The sequence below is a fragment of the Nitrospirota bacterium genome, assembly GCA_040757335.1.
GTDB lineage: Bacteria > Nitrospirota > Nitrospiria > 2-01-FULL-66-17 > 2-01-FULL-66-17 > JBFLXB01.
The window spans coordinates 113,375-128,224 of sequence record JBFLXB010000004.1; the positions used below are offsets into that span (position 1 = coordinate 113,375).

Annotated in this window: 13 protein-coding genes; 12 read left to right on the forward strand and 1 reads right to left on the reverse strand. The window is 62.6% G+C overall.

The annotated features are described in order from the left end of the window. Positions 1-4 precede the first annotated feature (4 nt). From pafA to AB1451_04175, 3 genes are all read left to right on the forward strand, one after another. The gene (gene pafA, locus AB1451_04165) at positions 5-1,381 is read left to right on the forward strand and encodes a Pup--protein ligase (GenBank protein MEW6682107.1); all 1,377 of its coding nucleotides are present in this window, start codon (positions 5-7) and stop codon (positions 1,379-1,381) included. Further along, positions 1,359-2,273 carry a M23 family metallopeptidase gene (locus tag AB1451_04170; GenBank protein MEW6682108.1) on the forward strand — a complete coding sequence of 305 codons (915 nt, stop codon included), beginning with the start codon at positions 1,359-1,361 and terminating at the stop codon, positions 2,271-2,273. The genes pafA and AB1451_04170 overlap by 23 nt, the downstream gene beginning before the upstream one ends. 149 nt (positions 2,274-2,422) lie before the next feature. Next, the gene (locus AB1451_04175; GenBank protein ID MEW6682109.1) at positions 2,423-2,932 is read left to right on the forward strand and encodes a hypothetical protein; all 510 of its coding nucleotides are present in this window, start codon (positions 2,423-2,425) and stop codon (positions 2,930-2,932) included. Between the two features lie 5 nt (positions 2,933-2,937). Here the strand turns inward: AB1451_04175 and AB1451_04180 are convergent, their stop codons facing one another. Beyond that, positions 2,938-3,639, reverse strand: a complete 702-nt coding sequence (locus AB1451_04180; protein ID MEW6682110.1) for a SurA N-terminal domain-containing protein — start codon at positions 3,637-3,639, stop codon at positions 2,938-2,940. A 174-nt stretch (positions 3,640-3,813) separates the two neighbouring features. On the opposite strand from AB1451_04180, the gene AB1451_04185 reads away from it, so the two are divergent. The 9 genes from AB1451_04185 (at position 3,814) to topA (ending at position 14,800) form a co-directional block, all read left to right on the forward strand. Then, the gene (locus AB1451_04185) at positions 3,814-4,275 is read left to right on the forward strand and encodes an RDD family protein (GenBank protein ID MEW6682111.1); all 462 of its coding nucleotides are present in this window, start codon (positions 3,814-3,816) and stop codon (positions 4,273-4,275) included. 21 nt (positions 4,276-4,296) lie between these two features. After that, positions 4,297-5,331: a rod shape-determining protein gene (locus AB1451_04190; GenBank protein MEW6682112.1), complete on the forward strand. Its 1,035-nt coding sequence runs from the start codon at positions 4,297-4,299 to the stop codon at positions 5,329-5,331. Between the two features lie 15 nt (positions 5,332-5,346). Further along, positions 5,347-6,171, forward strand: coding sequence for a rod shape-determining protein MreC (gene mreC / locus AB1451_04195; protein MEW6682113.1), 825 nt, complete (start codon positions 5,347-5,349; stop codon positions 6,169-6,171). Between the two features lies 1 nt (position 6,172). Further along, positions 6,173-6,757, forward strand: a complete 585-nt coding sequence (locus AB1451_04200; protein ID MEW6682114.1) for a hypothetical protein — start codon at positions 6,173-6,175, stop codon at positions 6,755-6,757. Beyond that, positions 6,714-8,582, forward strand: a complete 1,869-nt coding sequence (gene mrdA, locus AB1451_04205) for a penicillin-binding protein 2 (protein MEW6682115.1) — start codon at positions 6,714-6,716, stop codon at positions 8,580-8,582. The genes AB1451_04200 and mrdA overlap by 44 nt, the downstream gene beginning before the upstream one ends. Then, positions 8,569-9,687: a rod shape-determining protein RodA gene (rodA, locus tag AB1451_04210; protein MEW6682116.1), complete on the forward strand. Its 1,119-nt coding sequence runs from the start codon at positions 8,569-8,571 to the stop codon at positions 9,685-9,687. The genes mrdA and rodA overlap by 14 nt, the downstream gene beginning before the upstream one ends. A gap of 59 nt (positions 9,688-9,746) precedes the next feature. Next, positions 9,747-11,318 (forward strand): Rne/Rng family ribonuclease, encoded by a 1,572-nt coding sequence (locus tag AB1451_04215; protein ID MEW6682117.1) that lies wholly within the window; start codon positions 9,747-9,749, stop codon positions 11,316-11,318. Continuing rightward, on the forward strand, positions 11,318-12,442 hold the full coding sequence (gene dprA / locus AB1451_04220) for a DNA-processing protein DprA (protein MEW6682118.1): 1,125 nt from the start codon (positions 11,318-11,320) through the stop codon (positions 12,440-12,442). The genes AB1451_04215 and dprA overlap by 1 nt, the downstream gene beginning before the upstream one ends. Positions 12,443-12,523: 81 nt before the next feature. Continuing rightward, a complete protein-coding gene (gene topA, locus AB1451_04225) occupies positions 12,524-14,800 on the forward strand; it encodes a type I DNA topoisomerase (protein ID MEW6682119.1) in 2,277 nt (758 codons plus the stop codon). Positions 14,801-14,850 lie beyond the last annotated feature (50 nt).

Below are 14,850 nucleotides of genomic sequence, written 5' to 3' on the forward strand. Positions count from 1 at the left end.
GATGATGCCGCCGCGGATTTTCGGTCTGGAGAACGAGTACGGCCTCATCTTCTCCCCGAACGGCCGGGTATACCTTCCGATGGAGAAGATCCTCGGATATATCTTCGAAGGGTTGATCCCGAATAGCTGGCCGTCGAACGCCTTCCTGTCCAACGGTGCGCGTTTTTACCAGGATACCGGTTGCCATCCCGAGTACTCCACTCCGGAGTGCGACCGACTGCACGACCTCGTGATCCACGACAAGGCCGGGGAACGTTTGTTGGAAGCCTGTCTGCCCATGGCGGAGCGACGCTTGCGCGAAGAGGGGCTCGTCGGCGAGATCTATATCTTCAAGAACAATACGGACTCGATGGGCAATACCTACGGGTGTCATGAGAACTATCTCATGCGCCGCGATCTCGACTTTTGGAAGGTCACCGAACAGTTGATTCCCTTTTTCGTCACGCGCCAGATTTATACCGGCGCGGGCAAGGTGCTCAAGGTGTCCGGAAGGACCCATTTTTTCCTCTCGCAGCGGGCCCAGCACATCCACGAGAAGACCTCCTCGTCGACGACCTCGTCGCGAAGCATCATCAACACACGGGACGAACCCCACGCGGATGCGGAGAAGTATCGTCGACTGCACATCATCGTGGGCGACTCCAATATGTCGGAGATGACCACGTATCTCAAAGTGGGCACCACGGCGGTGGTGCTTTCAATGATCGAAGAGGGCTTCACGGTCAAAGGGATGGAGCTCGAGGACCCGGTCAAGGCGATTCGGGACATTTCGCGCGATCCCCAGCTCAAGAAGCGTGTCAGGCTGGAGGACGGTCGGGAACTCACGGCGCTGGAAATCCAGATGACGTACTGGGAGCGCGCTCAGGCCTACGTCGCGGCCATGGGATCGTCCGCCGACGACACGACCAGGGAACTGGTCGACTACTGGGGGTATGTTCTTCAGACGCTGGCCACCGACCCCGCAGCGCTGGCGCAGGAATTGGACTGGATCATCAAACGCAATCTGATGGAGTCCTTCATCGAGCGGAAGAACTGTGGATGGGATGACCCGCGTGTGGCGTTGATGGACCTGCAGTACCACGACGTGAAGCGAAATCGCGGCCTCTACTATCTGCTGGAGCGCCAAGACGTGGTCGAGCGGTTAGCGACCGAAGAAGAGATCCAACGGGCGATGGCCGCACCCCCACAAACCACGCGCGCCAAGGTACGCGGCGACTTTATTCGGTTTGCAAAGGACAAGAATCGGTCCTACACCGTCGACTGGACCTACCTCAAATTGAACGGATATTGGGAGGAAACGATCCTCTGCATGGATCCGTTCGCCAGCTCCAACAAGCGCGTTGAAGAACTCATCGCGGGTGTGGCCGCGTCTCATCGGTAGTGGTCGGCTCCCGGCGCTGCTTGCGGGGAGCGCGCTCTTTCTGGTCTGTTCATCAACGGCTTCGGCGGTTGATAGCGGTCCCGTTCTCTCCAAATCCGTCAAACAGGGTGAGGCCTTTGCCGTCAGAGTGCCGGAGTCGGCGCTCGTAGCGGGCTCCGGCTCGGACGATTTGGTCGCCCGGTTCGGCGGTCGCGATTGGCCGGCGTTCAGCACGCCTGATGGCGCCGGCGTCTTGATGGCTGTCGACCTGGATGGGGCGCCGGGCGTGCAGGATTTCGTGGTTGAGCGAAGAGAACCGGACGGAGCCACCGTCGTGGCGCGGGGCGCCGTGATCGTCGAGAACGGGGCGTTTGGCGTCCAAACGCTCACCCTGCCTGACAAACAGGTGGACCTGGACGCCGACACTCTGCGGCGTGTCGAGACTGAACAGAACGCCATGCTGGCCGCGATGGAGCCCATCACCCCGCGGCTGTGGGACGGAGCATTTGTGGCGCCCGCAAAAGGGAAGATCCAACAGTCGTTCGGGCGACGACGCGTCATCAACGGACAGCCGAGGAATCCGCATACCGGCGAAGACATCAGCGCTCCGCAGGGCGCGGCAGTTGTGGCCATCAACCACGGCACGGTTCGGTTGGTTGCGGATCAGTTCTTCAGCGGCAAAAGCGTCGTGATCGACCACGGCCTGGGATTGTATTCGATGTATTTTCACCTCTCGGAGGTCTCGGTTCGCGTCGGGGACCGCGTGACGACCGCCCAGGTCATTGGCGCGGTGGGTGCCACGGGCCGCGCCTCGGGCCCTCACCTTCACTGGGGTGTGCGCCTGAATGGCGCACGGATCAATCCGCTGTCGCTCAACACGGCGCTGAACGGCGTGATGACGGCGGCGCACTAGCGCCCACCGCGCTCGTCAGGCCGCCTTCCTTGTCGAATCTCCGAGCGCCCACTATAATAAAAGCACGGCGATCGCATCGGCTGGCGAGAAGCATGCTGGAGTCCGGATCACGATTGGGTCCCCACCACTCCCTGCGGCGTTTTTTTAGCGTGTTGGCGGAGAGGAATTTTTACGAGCAACTGGGGTGGCCGGACCACCGCGTCATCCGCTACGTCGCGGATCTCCTCGCGGATTTCGCCGACGTCAGCCGGCTGTATCCGTTTCACCATGAGTCCGGATCGCGGTCGTCCGGGCTCGCGGACCTGTTGCTTGCCGCGGAGACCGAAACCTCGGGTTTGACCGAGCGCAATGCCCATCGCCATATCGGGGACTTCACGTTGTTCATGATGGGGCTGTTTCCAGAGCATCTCACGCGCCTGAAAACCCGGCTGGTGGCCACCTGTGCGGATGCGCTCCTCGATTACGTCAAAGTGGGCAAACGATCGTACCGCCTCGTCGCGGAGCTTTCAGACGAGGCGCACACTGCGGAGGACGTGGCGTTGTTCCGGAAGCTGTCGGACCGCTTCGAATTGTGCGTGGCGGGCGTGGGGTGCATTCGAGAAGATCTCAGAGCCCGTGGCCAGGCTCCGTTCGACCGGTTCCGGGAACGCTTGAATTGACGACCTTACAACAAGTTGTCGTAGATCTCCACGTCGGCGTGGCGGCGAAGCTGATCCGTGTAGGACCGCACGACACGGTCCTGCTTTTGGGGCAAGGGGGACGGCAACATCGCATCTGAGGTCGGCCCGGGATTCTGGGCCGCTTGGCGGGCTCGAGCGTCGGCCCATTCCGGTTCGGATACCGCGGTGGATTCGCTCACCACGGCTTTGACCCTCGCGATGAGGAGCTCTTCCCGTTGGGCGGTTTCAAAGGCTTCTGGGGTGAGGTGGTTGACGGCCAACACCCGGCGATACACATCCGGGTCAAAGCGTCCGGTGCCTTCTTTCTCAAACGCCGGGATGGCAGCGATACTCTGCGCGAGTTCACGGGCCGTGACGATGAGTCCCATCTGTTTGGCGGCGTCGAGCCACAGTTGGCGCTCCACGAGCGCATTGATCACGACGTGTTTGAGGTTCAATTGTTTGGCCAACTCCGGGGTAAACTGTTCTTTCAAGGCGTCACGGTAGGCGCGCTCCTGGTTTCGGTAGGCGCGTTCGTATTCGTCCATCGAGATCGAGTGGGTGCCGACGCGGGCGACCACGGTTCGCTCGTCGTCACTGAACCCCCACCATCCCATCGTAATCACAAACGTGACCGCAATCACCAACATAATGATCCGATACACCCACGGGTTCTCGATCGCGCTGTGGCGTAGCAACTTGATCATGGCATTCTCCGTCGCGACATATGACGCCTATGATAGGCGATCCAACCGGGCAACTGCAACCGGGGCATCCTTCAAGGCCTTGCGCCCCTGGAGTGGCTTCCCTATAATGCAGCCCGTTGACGGGTTCCGCTCGCTGGTCGGTCCTCGATGTCCCGGACCCACCAGCCTCTCGGCATGGACGCCGCCCCACGACCGGTATCATCTGAGCCGCCCGCCGATCCCCTCACCCGGTGGGTGGCCAAATTTTTGGACGTTCTGCTTGCGTCGGCCATCGACCAACTTCTCCCTGTGGTTGGTTTCTTCGCCGCCGTGACCTACCTGATGATCGCAGACGGCCTTCAACCCGGGGGGAGCGTGGGCAAGCGATTGTTGGGGCTCGCGATCCGCGGGGCGGACGGGCGGGTGTGCGGGGTGCGCGAGTCGCTGTTGCGAAACGGTGTGCTGGCCGTTCCCTTTGCCCTGTGGCTGTTACTCCAGCCGGTGGGGTGGTTGGCCGCGGTCGCGGGGTGGCTGGTATTGATCGGCGCGTTTGGGTTGGAAGGCATTCTCTTGGTCGGAAACCCGCAGGGGCAGCGGTTGGGGGATGAACTCGCGGACACGCGAGTGATCGGCGTGAGCGTCCCGCACAACGCGTAGACGCCTGCTTAAGGAGGAGCCGTGGGGATTACGAATACCGTTCTGGGCTGGTTCTCCAACGATCTGGCGATCGACTTGGGAACCGCCAACACGCTGGTCTATGTGAAGGGCAAGGGTATTGTCATCAATGAGCCGTCCGTGGTCGCGATCGAAAAGAAAAGCGGCCAAGTCCTGGCGGTGGGTTCGGAGGCGAAAAAGATGCTGGGGCGCACTCCCGGAAACATCGTGGCGGTGCGACCCATGAAGGACGGGGTGATCGCGGACTTTGAGATTGCCGAAAAGATGCTCAAACACTTCATTACCCGGGCGCACAACCGGAACACGTTCGTCCGGCCTCGCATCATCATTTGCGTGCCCTCAAAGATCACCCAGGTGGAGCAGCGGGCGGTCAAAGACTCCGCCGAACTTGCCGGCGCCCGCGAGGTGTACTTGATCGAAGAGCCGATCGCGGCGGCGATCGGCGCCGGTCTGCCGATTGCCGAGCCGTCCGGAAACATGGTTGTCGACATCGGCGGTGGCACCACGGACGTCGCGGTGATCTCGCTCGCAGGGATCGTGTACAGCGAGTCCGTCAAGGTCGCCGGGGATAAGATGGACGACTTCATCATGAGTTACATCAAGCGAAAGTACAACCTGCTGATCGGCGACCACATGGCGGAGCAGATCAAGTTCGAAATTGGGTCGGCGTATCCGCAGGACGACCGAAAAACGTTCATGATCAAAGGACGAGACCTCATCTCCGGTATCCCAAGGACGCTCGTCATCGATGACGCCGAGATCCGCGAGGCGCTGGCCGAACCCATCGGGGCCATCGTCAACGCGATCAAGGTTGCGTTGGAGAACACGCCGCCCGAGCTCGCCGGAGACATCATCGATCGGGGCATCGTGCTGACGGGGGGGGGATCTCTTCTGCGCGGGATGGACGTTCGGCTCCGCGAAGAGACCAACTTACCGATCATCACGGTGGATAACCCGCTCACGACCGTCGTGCTGGGAACCGGCAAGGCGCTGGACCAGATCGACCTTCTGCAGCGCGTCTCGATTCTCGCCCAATAAAGGGAACCCCGCGGTATGGCACATCCCTTATCGGGATCTAAGCGCGGCTGGTTGCTCGCGCTGGGCGTCGTCGTCTTCGTGGCGATTGCGTTTCTCCCAGACTGGCAGCGGCGTCCGGTACCCGTCGCGGTCCGCCCGCTGACCGCCGCCTACGCGTTGGTGGCGGGTGGATTGACGTCCGCGGTAGACTGGGTTGGCGACGCATGGGCCCATTATGTGGCAGTGACCAGGCTCTACGATGCCAACGCGGCCCTCCAGGCGGACGTCCAGCGGTTGACCCGCGAGCGCGACGCGCTGGTCGAGATGGCGGACGAGAATCGTCGCCTGGCCGCGCTGCTCGACTTTCGCGCAGCGCTCCCTGCCTCGACTCAGGGGGCACGGGTGATCGGTCGGGACCCCTCGCGGTGGTATCAGTCAATCACGATCGACCGCGGCAGCCAGGACGCTGCGGTTGTGGACATGGGGGTGAGCGTTCCGCGCGGCGTGGTCGGGACCGTCGTGAAAGTGTTTCCCTCGGCCTCGGTGGTGCTATTGATCACCGATCGTCAGAGCGCGGTTCCTGCGATCACCCAACGGACCCGGGAACAGGGGATCCTTGAAGGCACCGTGGCGGGCCGCCTCCGCCTCAAGTACCTCCCCCCGTCGTCCGATATCCGCGAGGGTGATGTCATTCTCACGTCGGGACTGACGACCTCGTTCCCCAAGGGCCTCATGGTCGGCACCGTCACGCGAGTCGAGCGGGCAGAGGGCGCCCTCTATCCAGAGGTCGAAGTGCTGCCCTCGGCGGATCTCGCGGCCATCGAGGAGGTCCTGGTGTTCGATCTTCTGCCGGAGTCGTGACGTGTGGGGTGGCGGCTACGGCGAACGCGTCGACACTTCGGTGGGGCCTCGGCTCGCTTGGGCGGCAGCGCTGACGCTCGTCCTCCCGGCTCAGGCGGTGTTGGCTCCGATCGTGTCCGTGGGGGGCGCGATACCTGATTTCCCGCTTCTGGCCCTCTTGTTGTTCTCGCTGTATCACGGGCCCGCATTGAGCGCTGCGGCCGGGGCGGCATTGGGGACCGGCCTGGACCTGTTCGCGGCCGGGGGCGGGCCGTTTCATCTGGTCGCCTATCCGGCGTTGGCGGTTGCCTTCTCCTCGATCGGGCGCATTACGCCGACCGTGCGGACGGTCACCGTGGTGGCTTTGGCGGCATTGGGCTCGTTGGTATTGGGAGTCGGCCACATGGTGTGGGGCGCGCCGGTCGAGCGCGCAGACGAATTACTGGGATGGTTCACGACCAAACTGGTGCCGCAAGCGCTCTACGATTCGGGTTCGGCGTGGGTGCTGTTTATCGCGTGGATTTGGCGTTATCCGCCGCCGCACGACGGCCTTGGGGACCGCGATGACTTCTTCTCCGCACGACGACTTCAAGGACTTATACGATAGGATCACCTGGGGCGCCATCGCGATGTTGGCGCTTCTTGGGCTGTTGGTCCTCCGCGCGTGGTACCTCCAGGTGGTGGAAGGCGACACGTATAGGGAGCTCGCCGAGACCAATCGCGTCCGCGTCGTCAGCGTGTTGCCGCAACGCGGTCTGATCTTCGACCGACACGGCCGCCTGCTCGTCAATAACACGCCCGGCTTCACGGCGTATGTGGTGGCCGAAGACGCGCCATCGCCACTCGACCCCTTGATCGAGCGGTTAGCCGGCTATCTGGGGTTGCCAGAAGAAGACATCCGGGAGCGCATCGAAGGTCAGCGGATGGCGAGACCCTTTACCCCGATTCCGATCAAGAGCCACCTCACGCTGAAAGAGGTGGCGCTGATCGAGGCGCATCGTCTGGATCTGCCTGGTGTAAAGATCGAGGTCGAGGCCCAACGAAACTACCCCTTGGGAACATGGGCGTCCCATTTACTGGGGTACGTGAGCGAAGTGTCCGCGACTCAGCGTTCCACCACGGAATTCGAGGGGCTGCCGCTCGGCATGCAGGTGGGCCAGTACGGCGCGGAGCTCGCGTACGACGCCATCCTCCGCGGACAACCCGGTGAGAAGGGCGTCGAAGTGGATGCGCTGGGGCACGAACGGCGAGTCGTGAGCCATATCCGCCCCGCCCAGGGCGACGATCTGTATTTAACGATCGACGCGGACGTGCAGCGGGCTGCGGAGGACGCGCTCGAGGGGAAGGCTGGCGTCGTGGTGGCGCTGGACCCGACGACGGGAGACGTGATCGCGATGGTGAGTCATCCCGATTTCGACCCCAATGTCTTGTCCGGGGCATTGACCACGTCTCGCTGGGCGGAGTTGATCGCAGATCCCGGTCGCCCGTTGAACAATCGGGCGATTCAAGGACAATACCCACCCGGTTCCACGTTCAAAATCGTGGTGGCCACGGCCGCCCTTGAGCGGCGCATCGTAACACCGCGTTCCGAGACCACGTGCAACGGCGGGAAGTTCTTTGGGAACCGCGTGTTTCGCGATTGGAAGGCCGGAGGCCACGGCATCGTTGACCTGCATCGGGCGCTGGTGGAGTCGTGCGACGTCTATTTTTATGAGCTGGGTGACCGAGTCGGGGTGGACGCCATCGCGGAGTTCGCGCGGGCGTTTGGTCTGGGTGAACCCACCGGAATCGCGCTCCCCTCCGAAAAGAAAGGGTTAATCCCGTCCACGGAGTGGAAACTCGCAAGCCGGCGGGAGCCGTGGTACCCGGGGGAGACGTTGTCGGTGGCGATCGGTCAGGGCTACGTCTCGGTCACGCCGCTGCAATTGGCCACCATGATCGGCACCGTCGCGACCGGCGGGGCGCGCCACCCGCCCCGCTACGTCCGGGAAATCCGTCATCGCGACGGCACGGTGGTGGTTCCTGAGACGATCCCGGCGGAGCATCTCACCGTCAGCGCCAAGACGTTTGCCGTGTTGCGCGAGGCGCTCAAGGGTGTGGTGGTGGAGCAACACGGGACCGGCGGCGCTGCGCGATCTTCGATCACGCAGATCGCGGGCAAGACCGGAACCGCGCAAGTGGCGAGTCTGGCCGCGAGCAGCCGAAAGGGCCGCCCGGCACACCTCGAAGACCACGCGTGGTTCGTGGCCTTCGCGCCGCTGGACACACCGCGAATCGCCGTCACCGTCTTGGTGGAACACGGCGGGCACGGCGGCAGCGCCGCTGCGCCGATCGCCAAGCAGGTCATCGAAACCTACCTCGGGGCGCAGCCCCAGCCGTCTCCAAGCCCCGTCGCGGCCAGAGACCGAGGGTCGGCCGGTGCGCCAGGTTAGGTCGCGGCTCGGCAGCCTGGACTGGCAGGTCCTCGCCGCGATCGCGTGCATCGTGGCGCTGGGGGTGGCGTCGATCTACAGCGCGACCGCTCATCAGGCCGGTCGCCCCTCACCCCTCTACCTCAAGCAACTGGCGTGGATTGGCATTGGACTGGTGGTGCTGATCGCGGTGGCGCTGGTCGACTACCACGCGCTCGCTCGTCGCGCGTATGTGGCCTACGCCGCTATTGTGGTGCTGCTCGTCGTGGTGTTGGCGATCGGGCGGGTGGGGATGGGCGCGCAGCGGTGGATCTCGTTGGGTGTGATCGATGTGCAACCGTCGGAGCTCGCCAAACTCGTGTTGATCGTGGCGCTGGCGCGATATTGCGCCGACAAGACGGTCAAAGGCGGGCTGGGGCCGTCGCAGCTTGGTCCGCCGCTGCTCCTGGCTCTGGTGCCCATCGTGCTCATTCTCAAACAACCTGATCTGGGGACGGGACTAAGCCTGTTGGCCATCTCGCTGGCCATGATTCTGCTGGTGGGGATTCGGTATCAGTCCATCATCTTGTTGAGCCTTGCGGGGCTGATGATCTTCCCGTTTGCCTGGAACGTGTTCTGGAACTCGTTGCGGGGATATCAGCGAGATCGGTTGCTCACCTTTGTCAACCCCAGTTCCGACCCCCTGGGCAGCGGGTACCATGTCATCCAGTCCAAGATCGCCGTCGGGTCAGGCGGCTTCTGGGGGAAGGGGTTTCTGGGCAGCACGCAGAGCCAATTGAAGTTTCTGCCCGAGGGGCACACCGATTTTATTTTTGCGGTGTTCGCCGAAGAGTGGGGCTTTGTCGGGGTGTTGGTGCTGTTCGCCTTGTACGGGTTCGTGCTGTACTGGATTATGGAAACCGCATACAAATCCAAGGACCGCTTGGGCGCATTTCTCGCCGTGGGCGTAGCATCGATGGTGGTCTTCTCGTTGGTTGTCAACATCGGGATGACTCTCGGCATCATGCCGGTGGTCGGGGTTCCTTTGCTGCTGATGAGCTATGGAGGCTCGTCCACGTTGACCGTGTTTGCGGCGCTGGGTTTGGTGCTCAATGTACGCCTTCGTCGGTTTATGCTATTTTACTGAGCCCCGACGCCGTCTGAAGACCGGCGTGTCGTCGGAGCCCGCGAGTACAGGAGTCTGGCATGGGCATAGAGATCGTGATCGACCCGTCGCGCGAGGAGACGCGCGTGGCGGTGCTCGAGCAGCAGGTCTTAACCGAGCTCTATATCGATCGGAAACGCGATCGCGGGATCGTTGGCAACGTGTACAAAGGCCGTGTGGTGAAGGTCCTCCCAGGTATGCAGGCCGCATTCGTCGATATCGGGGTGGAGCGTGCGGCGTTTCTTTATGTCGCGGACATCGCCACGGAGACCGGCGGCCCCCCTCCCGCGGTTGACGCGTCGGACGCCCCTGAAGGCGTGGACGAGGCCGAGGGCGGGGGTGAGACGCCCAAAGGCGACGATGAGGGGGAAGACGAGGTGACCAAAGCCACCCCGCGTCCTCGCCGGGTCCATCGATCCATCGAAGAACTCTTGCGCGAAGGCCAGGAGGTGGTCGTTCAGGTCACGAAGGATCCGATCGGGACCAAGGGGTGTCGAGTGACGACCTATCTGTCTCTTCCGGGCCGGTACCTGGTGTTCATGCCGACGGTCAACCACATCGGGATTTCCAGGCGGATCGGGGATGAGACCGAGCGGGCAAGGCTCCGAGAGATGATCACTCGGTTGCGTCAACCAGGAACCGGATACATCATTCGGACCGTGAGCGAGGGGACCAGCGAGGATGAGTTTCGAATGGATATCGAGTTCCTCGGCCGGTTATGGCAGACCATCGGCGACGAGGCGCAGCGGGCGTCCGCACCGGCTCTGCTTCACGCGGATCTCGATCTCTCCCTGCGTACGGTCCGGGATCTGCTGACCCATCGAGTCGACCGGTTGACCGTCGGGGCACGAGCGGAGTACGACCGGATCCGACAGTTTGTCGGCACGTACCTGCCGAACTTGGTGGCCAAGGTTCATCTGTACAGCCAGGACGAACCGATTTTTGATCGATACGGCATCGAGATCGAGATTTCCAAGGCCCTGGGTCGTCGGGTGTGGTTGAAATCGGGCGGCTATATCGTCATCGAACATACCGAAGCGTTGACCGTGGTGGATGTGAACACCGGCCGGTACGTGGGGAAACGAGACCTGGAGGAAACCATTCTCAAGACCAACCTCGAGGCTGCCAAGGAAATCGCCTATCAACTTCGACTCCGGAACATCGGCGGCATCATCATCATCGATTTCATCGACATGGAAAAAGAAAAGAACCGCGAGCGGGTCTTTGCGGCACTCCGTGATGCACTCGCGACCGACCGCGCGCGGAGCAACATCCTGCGTATTTCCGACCTGGGTCTGGTGGAGATGTCCCGCGAGCGTGTGCGCGAGGATTTGTTGCGCGTATTATGCGACGCGTGTCTGTATTGCGAAAAACGGGGTTATATCCGGTCGGCCACGACAATCTGCTACGAGATTTTCCGTGAGATCCGACGGTCCGGCACGGCCAGCGAGGCCGGGACGATCTTGGTCACGGTGCATCCCAACGTCGCCAACTTGCTCTTTGATGAGGAGCGGGAAGGCGTGGAAGCGCTGGAACGCGAATTCAACAAACGGATCTCCATCAAAGCCGACCCACACCTGCACCAAGAGCAGTACGACCTCGTCCTGGTGTAATGCCGTCGGCATCGACCGTCCGCGACGCCGAGCGAGCCGCCCTGGCCCTCAGCCGGGTCTCGGGCGTGGGGCCCGTGACCTTTCGCACGCTGGTTGATGCGCTGGGTTCGGCTGATGCAGTGTTCCGAGCTCCGGTGTCGGTGTTGCGCAGGGTCGACGGCTGTCCGCGCCACGTGGCCGACGCTGTCAGGGCCTTTGACCAATGGGGTGAGGTCGACGCGGAGCTGCGCCGTCTCGGAGCCCTGGGAGGCCGTCTGCTCACCCTCTCCGGCGCCGAGTATCCGCTCCACCTCCGTCGTATCCACGATCCTCCCTCGGTGCTGTATGCGTTGGGCGATTGGCCAACCGCTGAGCGACGCGTGGTTGCGGTCGTGGGGTCCCGGCGTGCGACGCCGTACGGGACGGCCACGGCCACCCGATTGGCCCAGGAACTGGCCCGCGCCGGGTTCGTGGTGGTCAGCGGGTTGGCGCGGGGCATTGACGCTGCCGCGCATCAAGGGGCGCTGGCGGCGGGTGGGCGGACCGTGGCCGTGCTCGGCTGTGGCGTGGATGTGACCTATCCGCCGGAGATGAGAGAGCTCAAGGACCGTGTACAGAGTCATGGCAGCGTGCTGTCGGAACTGCCCTTGGGGGCACCGCCGGACCCGCATCACTTTCCCACGCGTAACCGGATCATCAGCGGGATGGCGCTCGGCGTCCTGGTGATCGAAGCCGCGGCGGACAGTGGTTCGTTGATCACGGCGAAACTGGCGCTGGAACAGGGGCGCGAAGTGTTCGCGGTTCCCGGCAACGTGGGGACAAGGACGAGCACGGGGACCAACCGGCTGATCAAAGCCGGAGCCACGTTGGTCGAGACCGCTGATGACCTGATCGAGCAGCTGGTCGGCCAGATCGGGACCGCCGCTCAGCGCCGCTCCTCCGCTCCGACTATCACGGTGGATCTGACGGCCGACGAGCGGCGAGTGTTCGACCTGCTGTCGTGGGAGCCGGCGCATGTGGATGAGTTGACCGTGCGCTCCAGCGTAGCGCCTGACCGTCTGGCCGAGCTGTTGTTGGGGCTTGAGCTGAAGGGTGTGGCGAAGCAGGTTCCGGGCCATCGGTACGTGCGCCAGGTGACGCTTTAACGGAATCGGGTATAATCCCCTTGCAGACTTCGAGGAACGGGTATTTCCAAGCCAGCCAAAATAGGTAAGTCTCTCGTCATCGTGGAATCGCCGTCCAAGGCGAGAACCCTCACCAAGTACTTGGGCAGGAAGTACAAGGTGATGGCCTCCATCGGGCATGTCAAAGACTTGCCCAAGAGCAAGTTCGGCGTGGACGTCGACCACAACTTCCGGCCGCAGTACCAGGTCATCCGAGGGAAGAAAAAGGTGCTCGACGACATCAAGGCCGCGGCCAAGACGGCAGACGTCGTCTACTTGGGGCCTGATCCCGATCGCGAGGGTGAGGCCATTGCGTGGCACATTGCCGAGGAGTTGAACGGCGCCGGGAAAAAATCCAAAAAGTCGAATGGGAAGATCAAGCGCGTTCTGTTCAACGAGATCACCGAACGGGCCGTGAAGCGCGCGTTGGAGAACCCGACCGAATTGAAACAAGAGAAGGTGGACGCACAGCAGGCGCGTCGCATTCTGGACCGCATCGTCGGGTACAAGATCAGCCCACTGTTGTGGGACAAGGTCAGACGCGGACTCTCGGCGGGTCGCGTCCAGTCGGTCGCGGTTCGAATCATTTGCGAGCGCGAGCGCGAGATCGCGGCGTTTCGGAGCGAGGAGTATTGGTCGATCGCCGCACTCCTCGAAGGGGATCAGCCCCCGGCGTTCGAGGCCAAACTGATCAAGTGGCGGGGCGAGGACGTCGCGCTCTCCAACGGGGATGCCGCTTCGGCGGTGAAGAACGCGCTGCTCGGGGTCACGTTTCAGGTGGCCCAGATCGAGAAGAAAGAGCGGAAAAAAAACCCTCCCGCGCCGTTCACCACCAGCAAACTCCAGCAGGAAGCCTCTCGGAAGCTGCGATTCTCGCCGAAGCGGACCATGGCGTTGGCGCAGCGCTTGTACGAAGGGGTGGAACTTGGCGACGAGGGGCCGGTGGGGCTGATCACCTATATGCGCACCGATTCGACTCGAATTTCGCCCGAAGCCCAGGCCGAGGCGGCCGATTTTGTGCGCGCCCGATTCGGGACCGAGTACGCGCCCAGTTCGCCGAACGTCTACCGGAACAAGAAAGGCGCGCAGGACGCTCACGAAGCCGTCAGGCCCACGGCGGTGGCGCGCGACCCCGAGCAGCTCCGGAACGTGCTCGATCGGGATCTGTATCAACTCTACGCGATGATATGGAAACGGTTTGTCGCGAGCCAAATGACCCCGGCGGTGCTCGAACAGACCCGCGTGGACGTGACGGCTGGCGAGGGCATCTTTCGCGCGACCGGCGCGGTCATGTTGTTTCCAGGTTTTACCATGGTGTATACCGAGACCGTGGAGCGCGAAGCCGACGCGACGCCGTCAAAAGGCGAGGAAGACGAGGGAGAAGACCGGCGCCTCCCTGCGTTGAGCGAAGGCCAGGTCTTGTGCGTACAAGACATCGTACCTCGACAGCATTTTACCCAACCGCCCCCCCGGTTTACGGAGTCCTTGCTCATCAAGGAGCTGGAGGAGCGCGGGATCGGACGGCCGAGCACGTACGCATCCATCATTTCCACGATTCAAGACCGCAAGTACGTCGCCAAGGTCGAAGGGCGACTCCGTCCGACCGAACTCGGGGTGGTGGTCAACGACTTGTTGGTCCAACACTTCCCAGACGTCCTGAACGTCCAATTTACCGCGACGCTGGAAGAGGAGTTGGACCAGATCGAGGAAGGCGAGAAGGCTTGGGTCGATACCGTGCGGGAGTTCTACGGGCCGTTCACCACCCACTTGTCCAGAGCCACCAGCGAGATGCGGGATGTGAAGCGGGAAGAACGACCCACCGATATCGTCTGCGAGCGGTGCGGCAAGCAAATGGTCATTAAATGGGGGCGCAACGGACGGTTTCTCGCGTGCCCCGGATACCCGGAGTGCAAGAACACCAAAGAGTTTCGAGAAGAGGCCGACGGCACCATCGTGGTGGTGCCGAAGCAGACTGAAACGACCGAGGTGTGCGACAAGTGCGGCGGAGCCATGGTGATTAAGACCGGTCGGTTCGGGAGATTTCTCGCGTGTTCCAATTACCCGGAGTGTAAGACCACGCGGTCGTTGGGCACCGGGGTCACCTGTCCCAGACCAGGGTGCGGCGGCCAGCTGGTGGAGAAACGAACCAAAAAGGGCCGAGTGTTCTATTCGTGCGCCAATTATCCCAAGTGCGACTACGCGCTTTGGGAGCGCCCCTTGCCCAAAGCGTGCCCTCAGTGCGGCGCTCCCTTCGTCGTGGAAAAAGCTGTCAGGGGAGGCGAGCCCAAGAAGCGGTGCATCGCCGAGGGGTGCACCTACGAAGAAGAGCCGGCCGCGTAGGCGTGTCAGAAGCCCGCGATTGCTTGACGACGGCGATGAGGCCCGTGGTA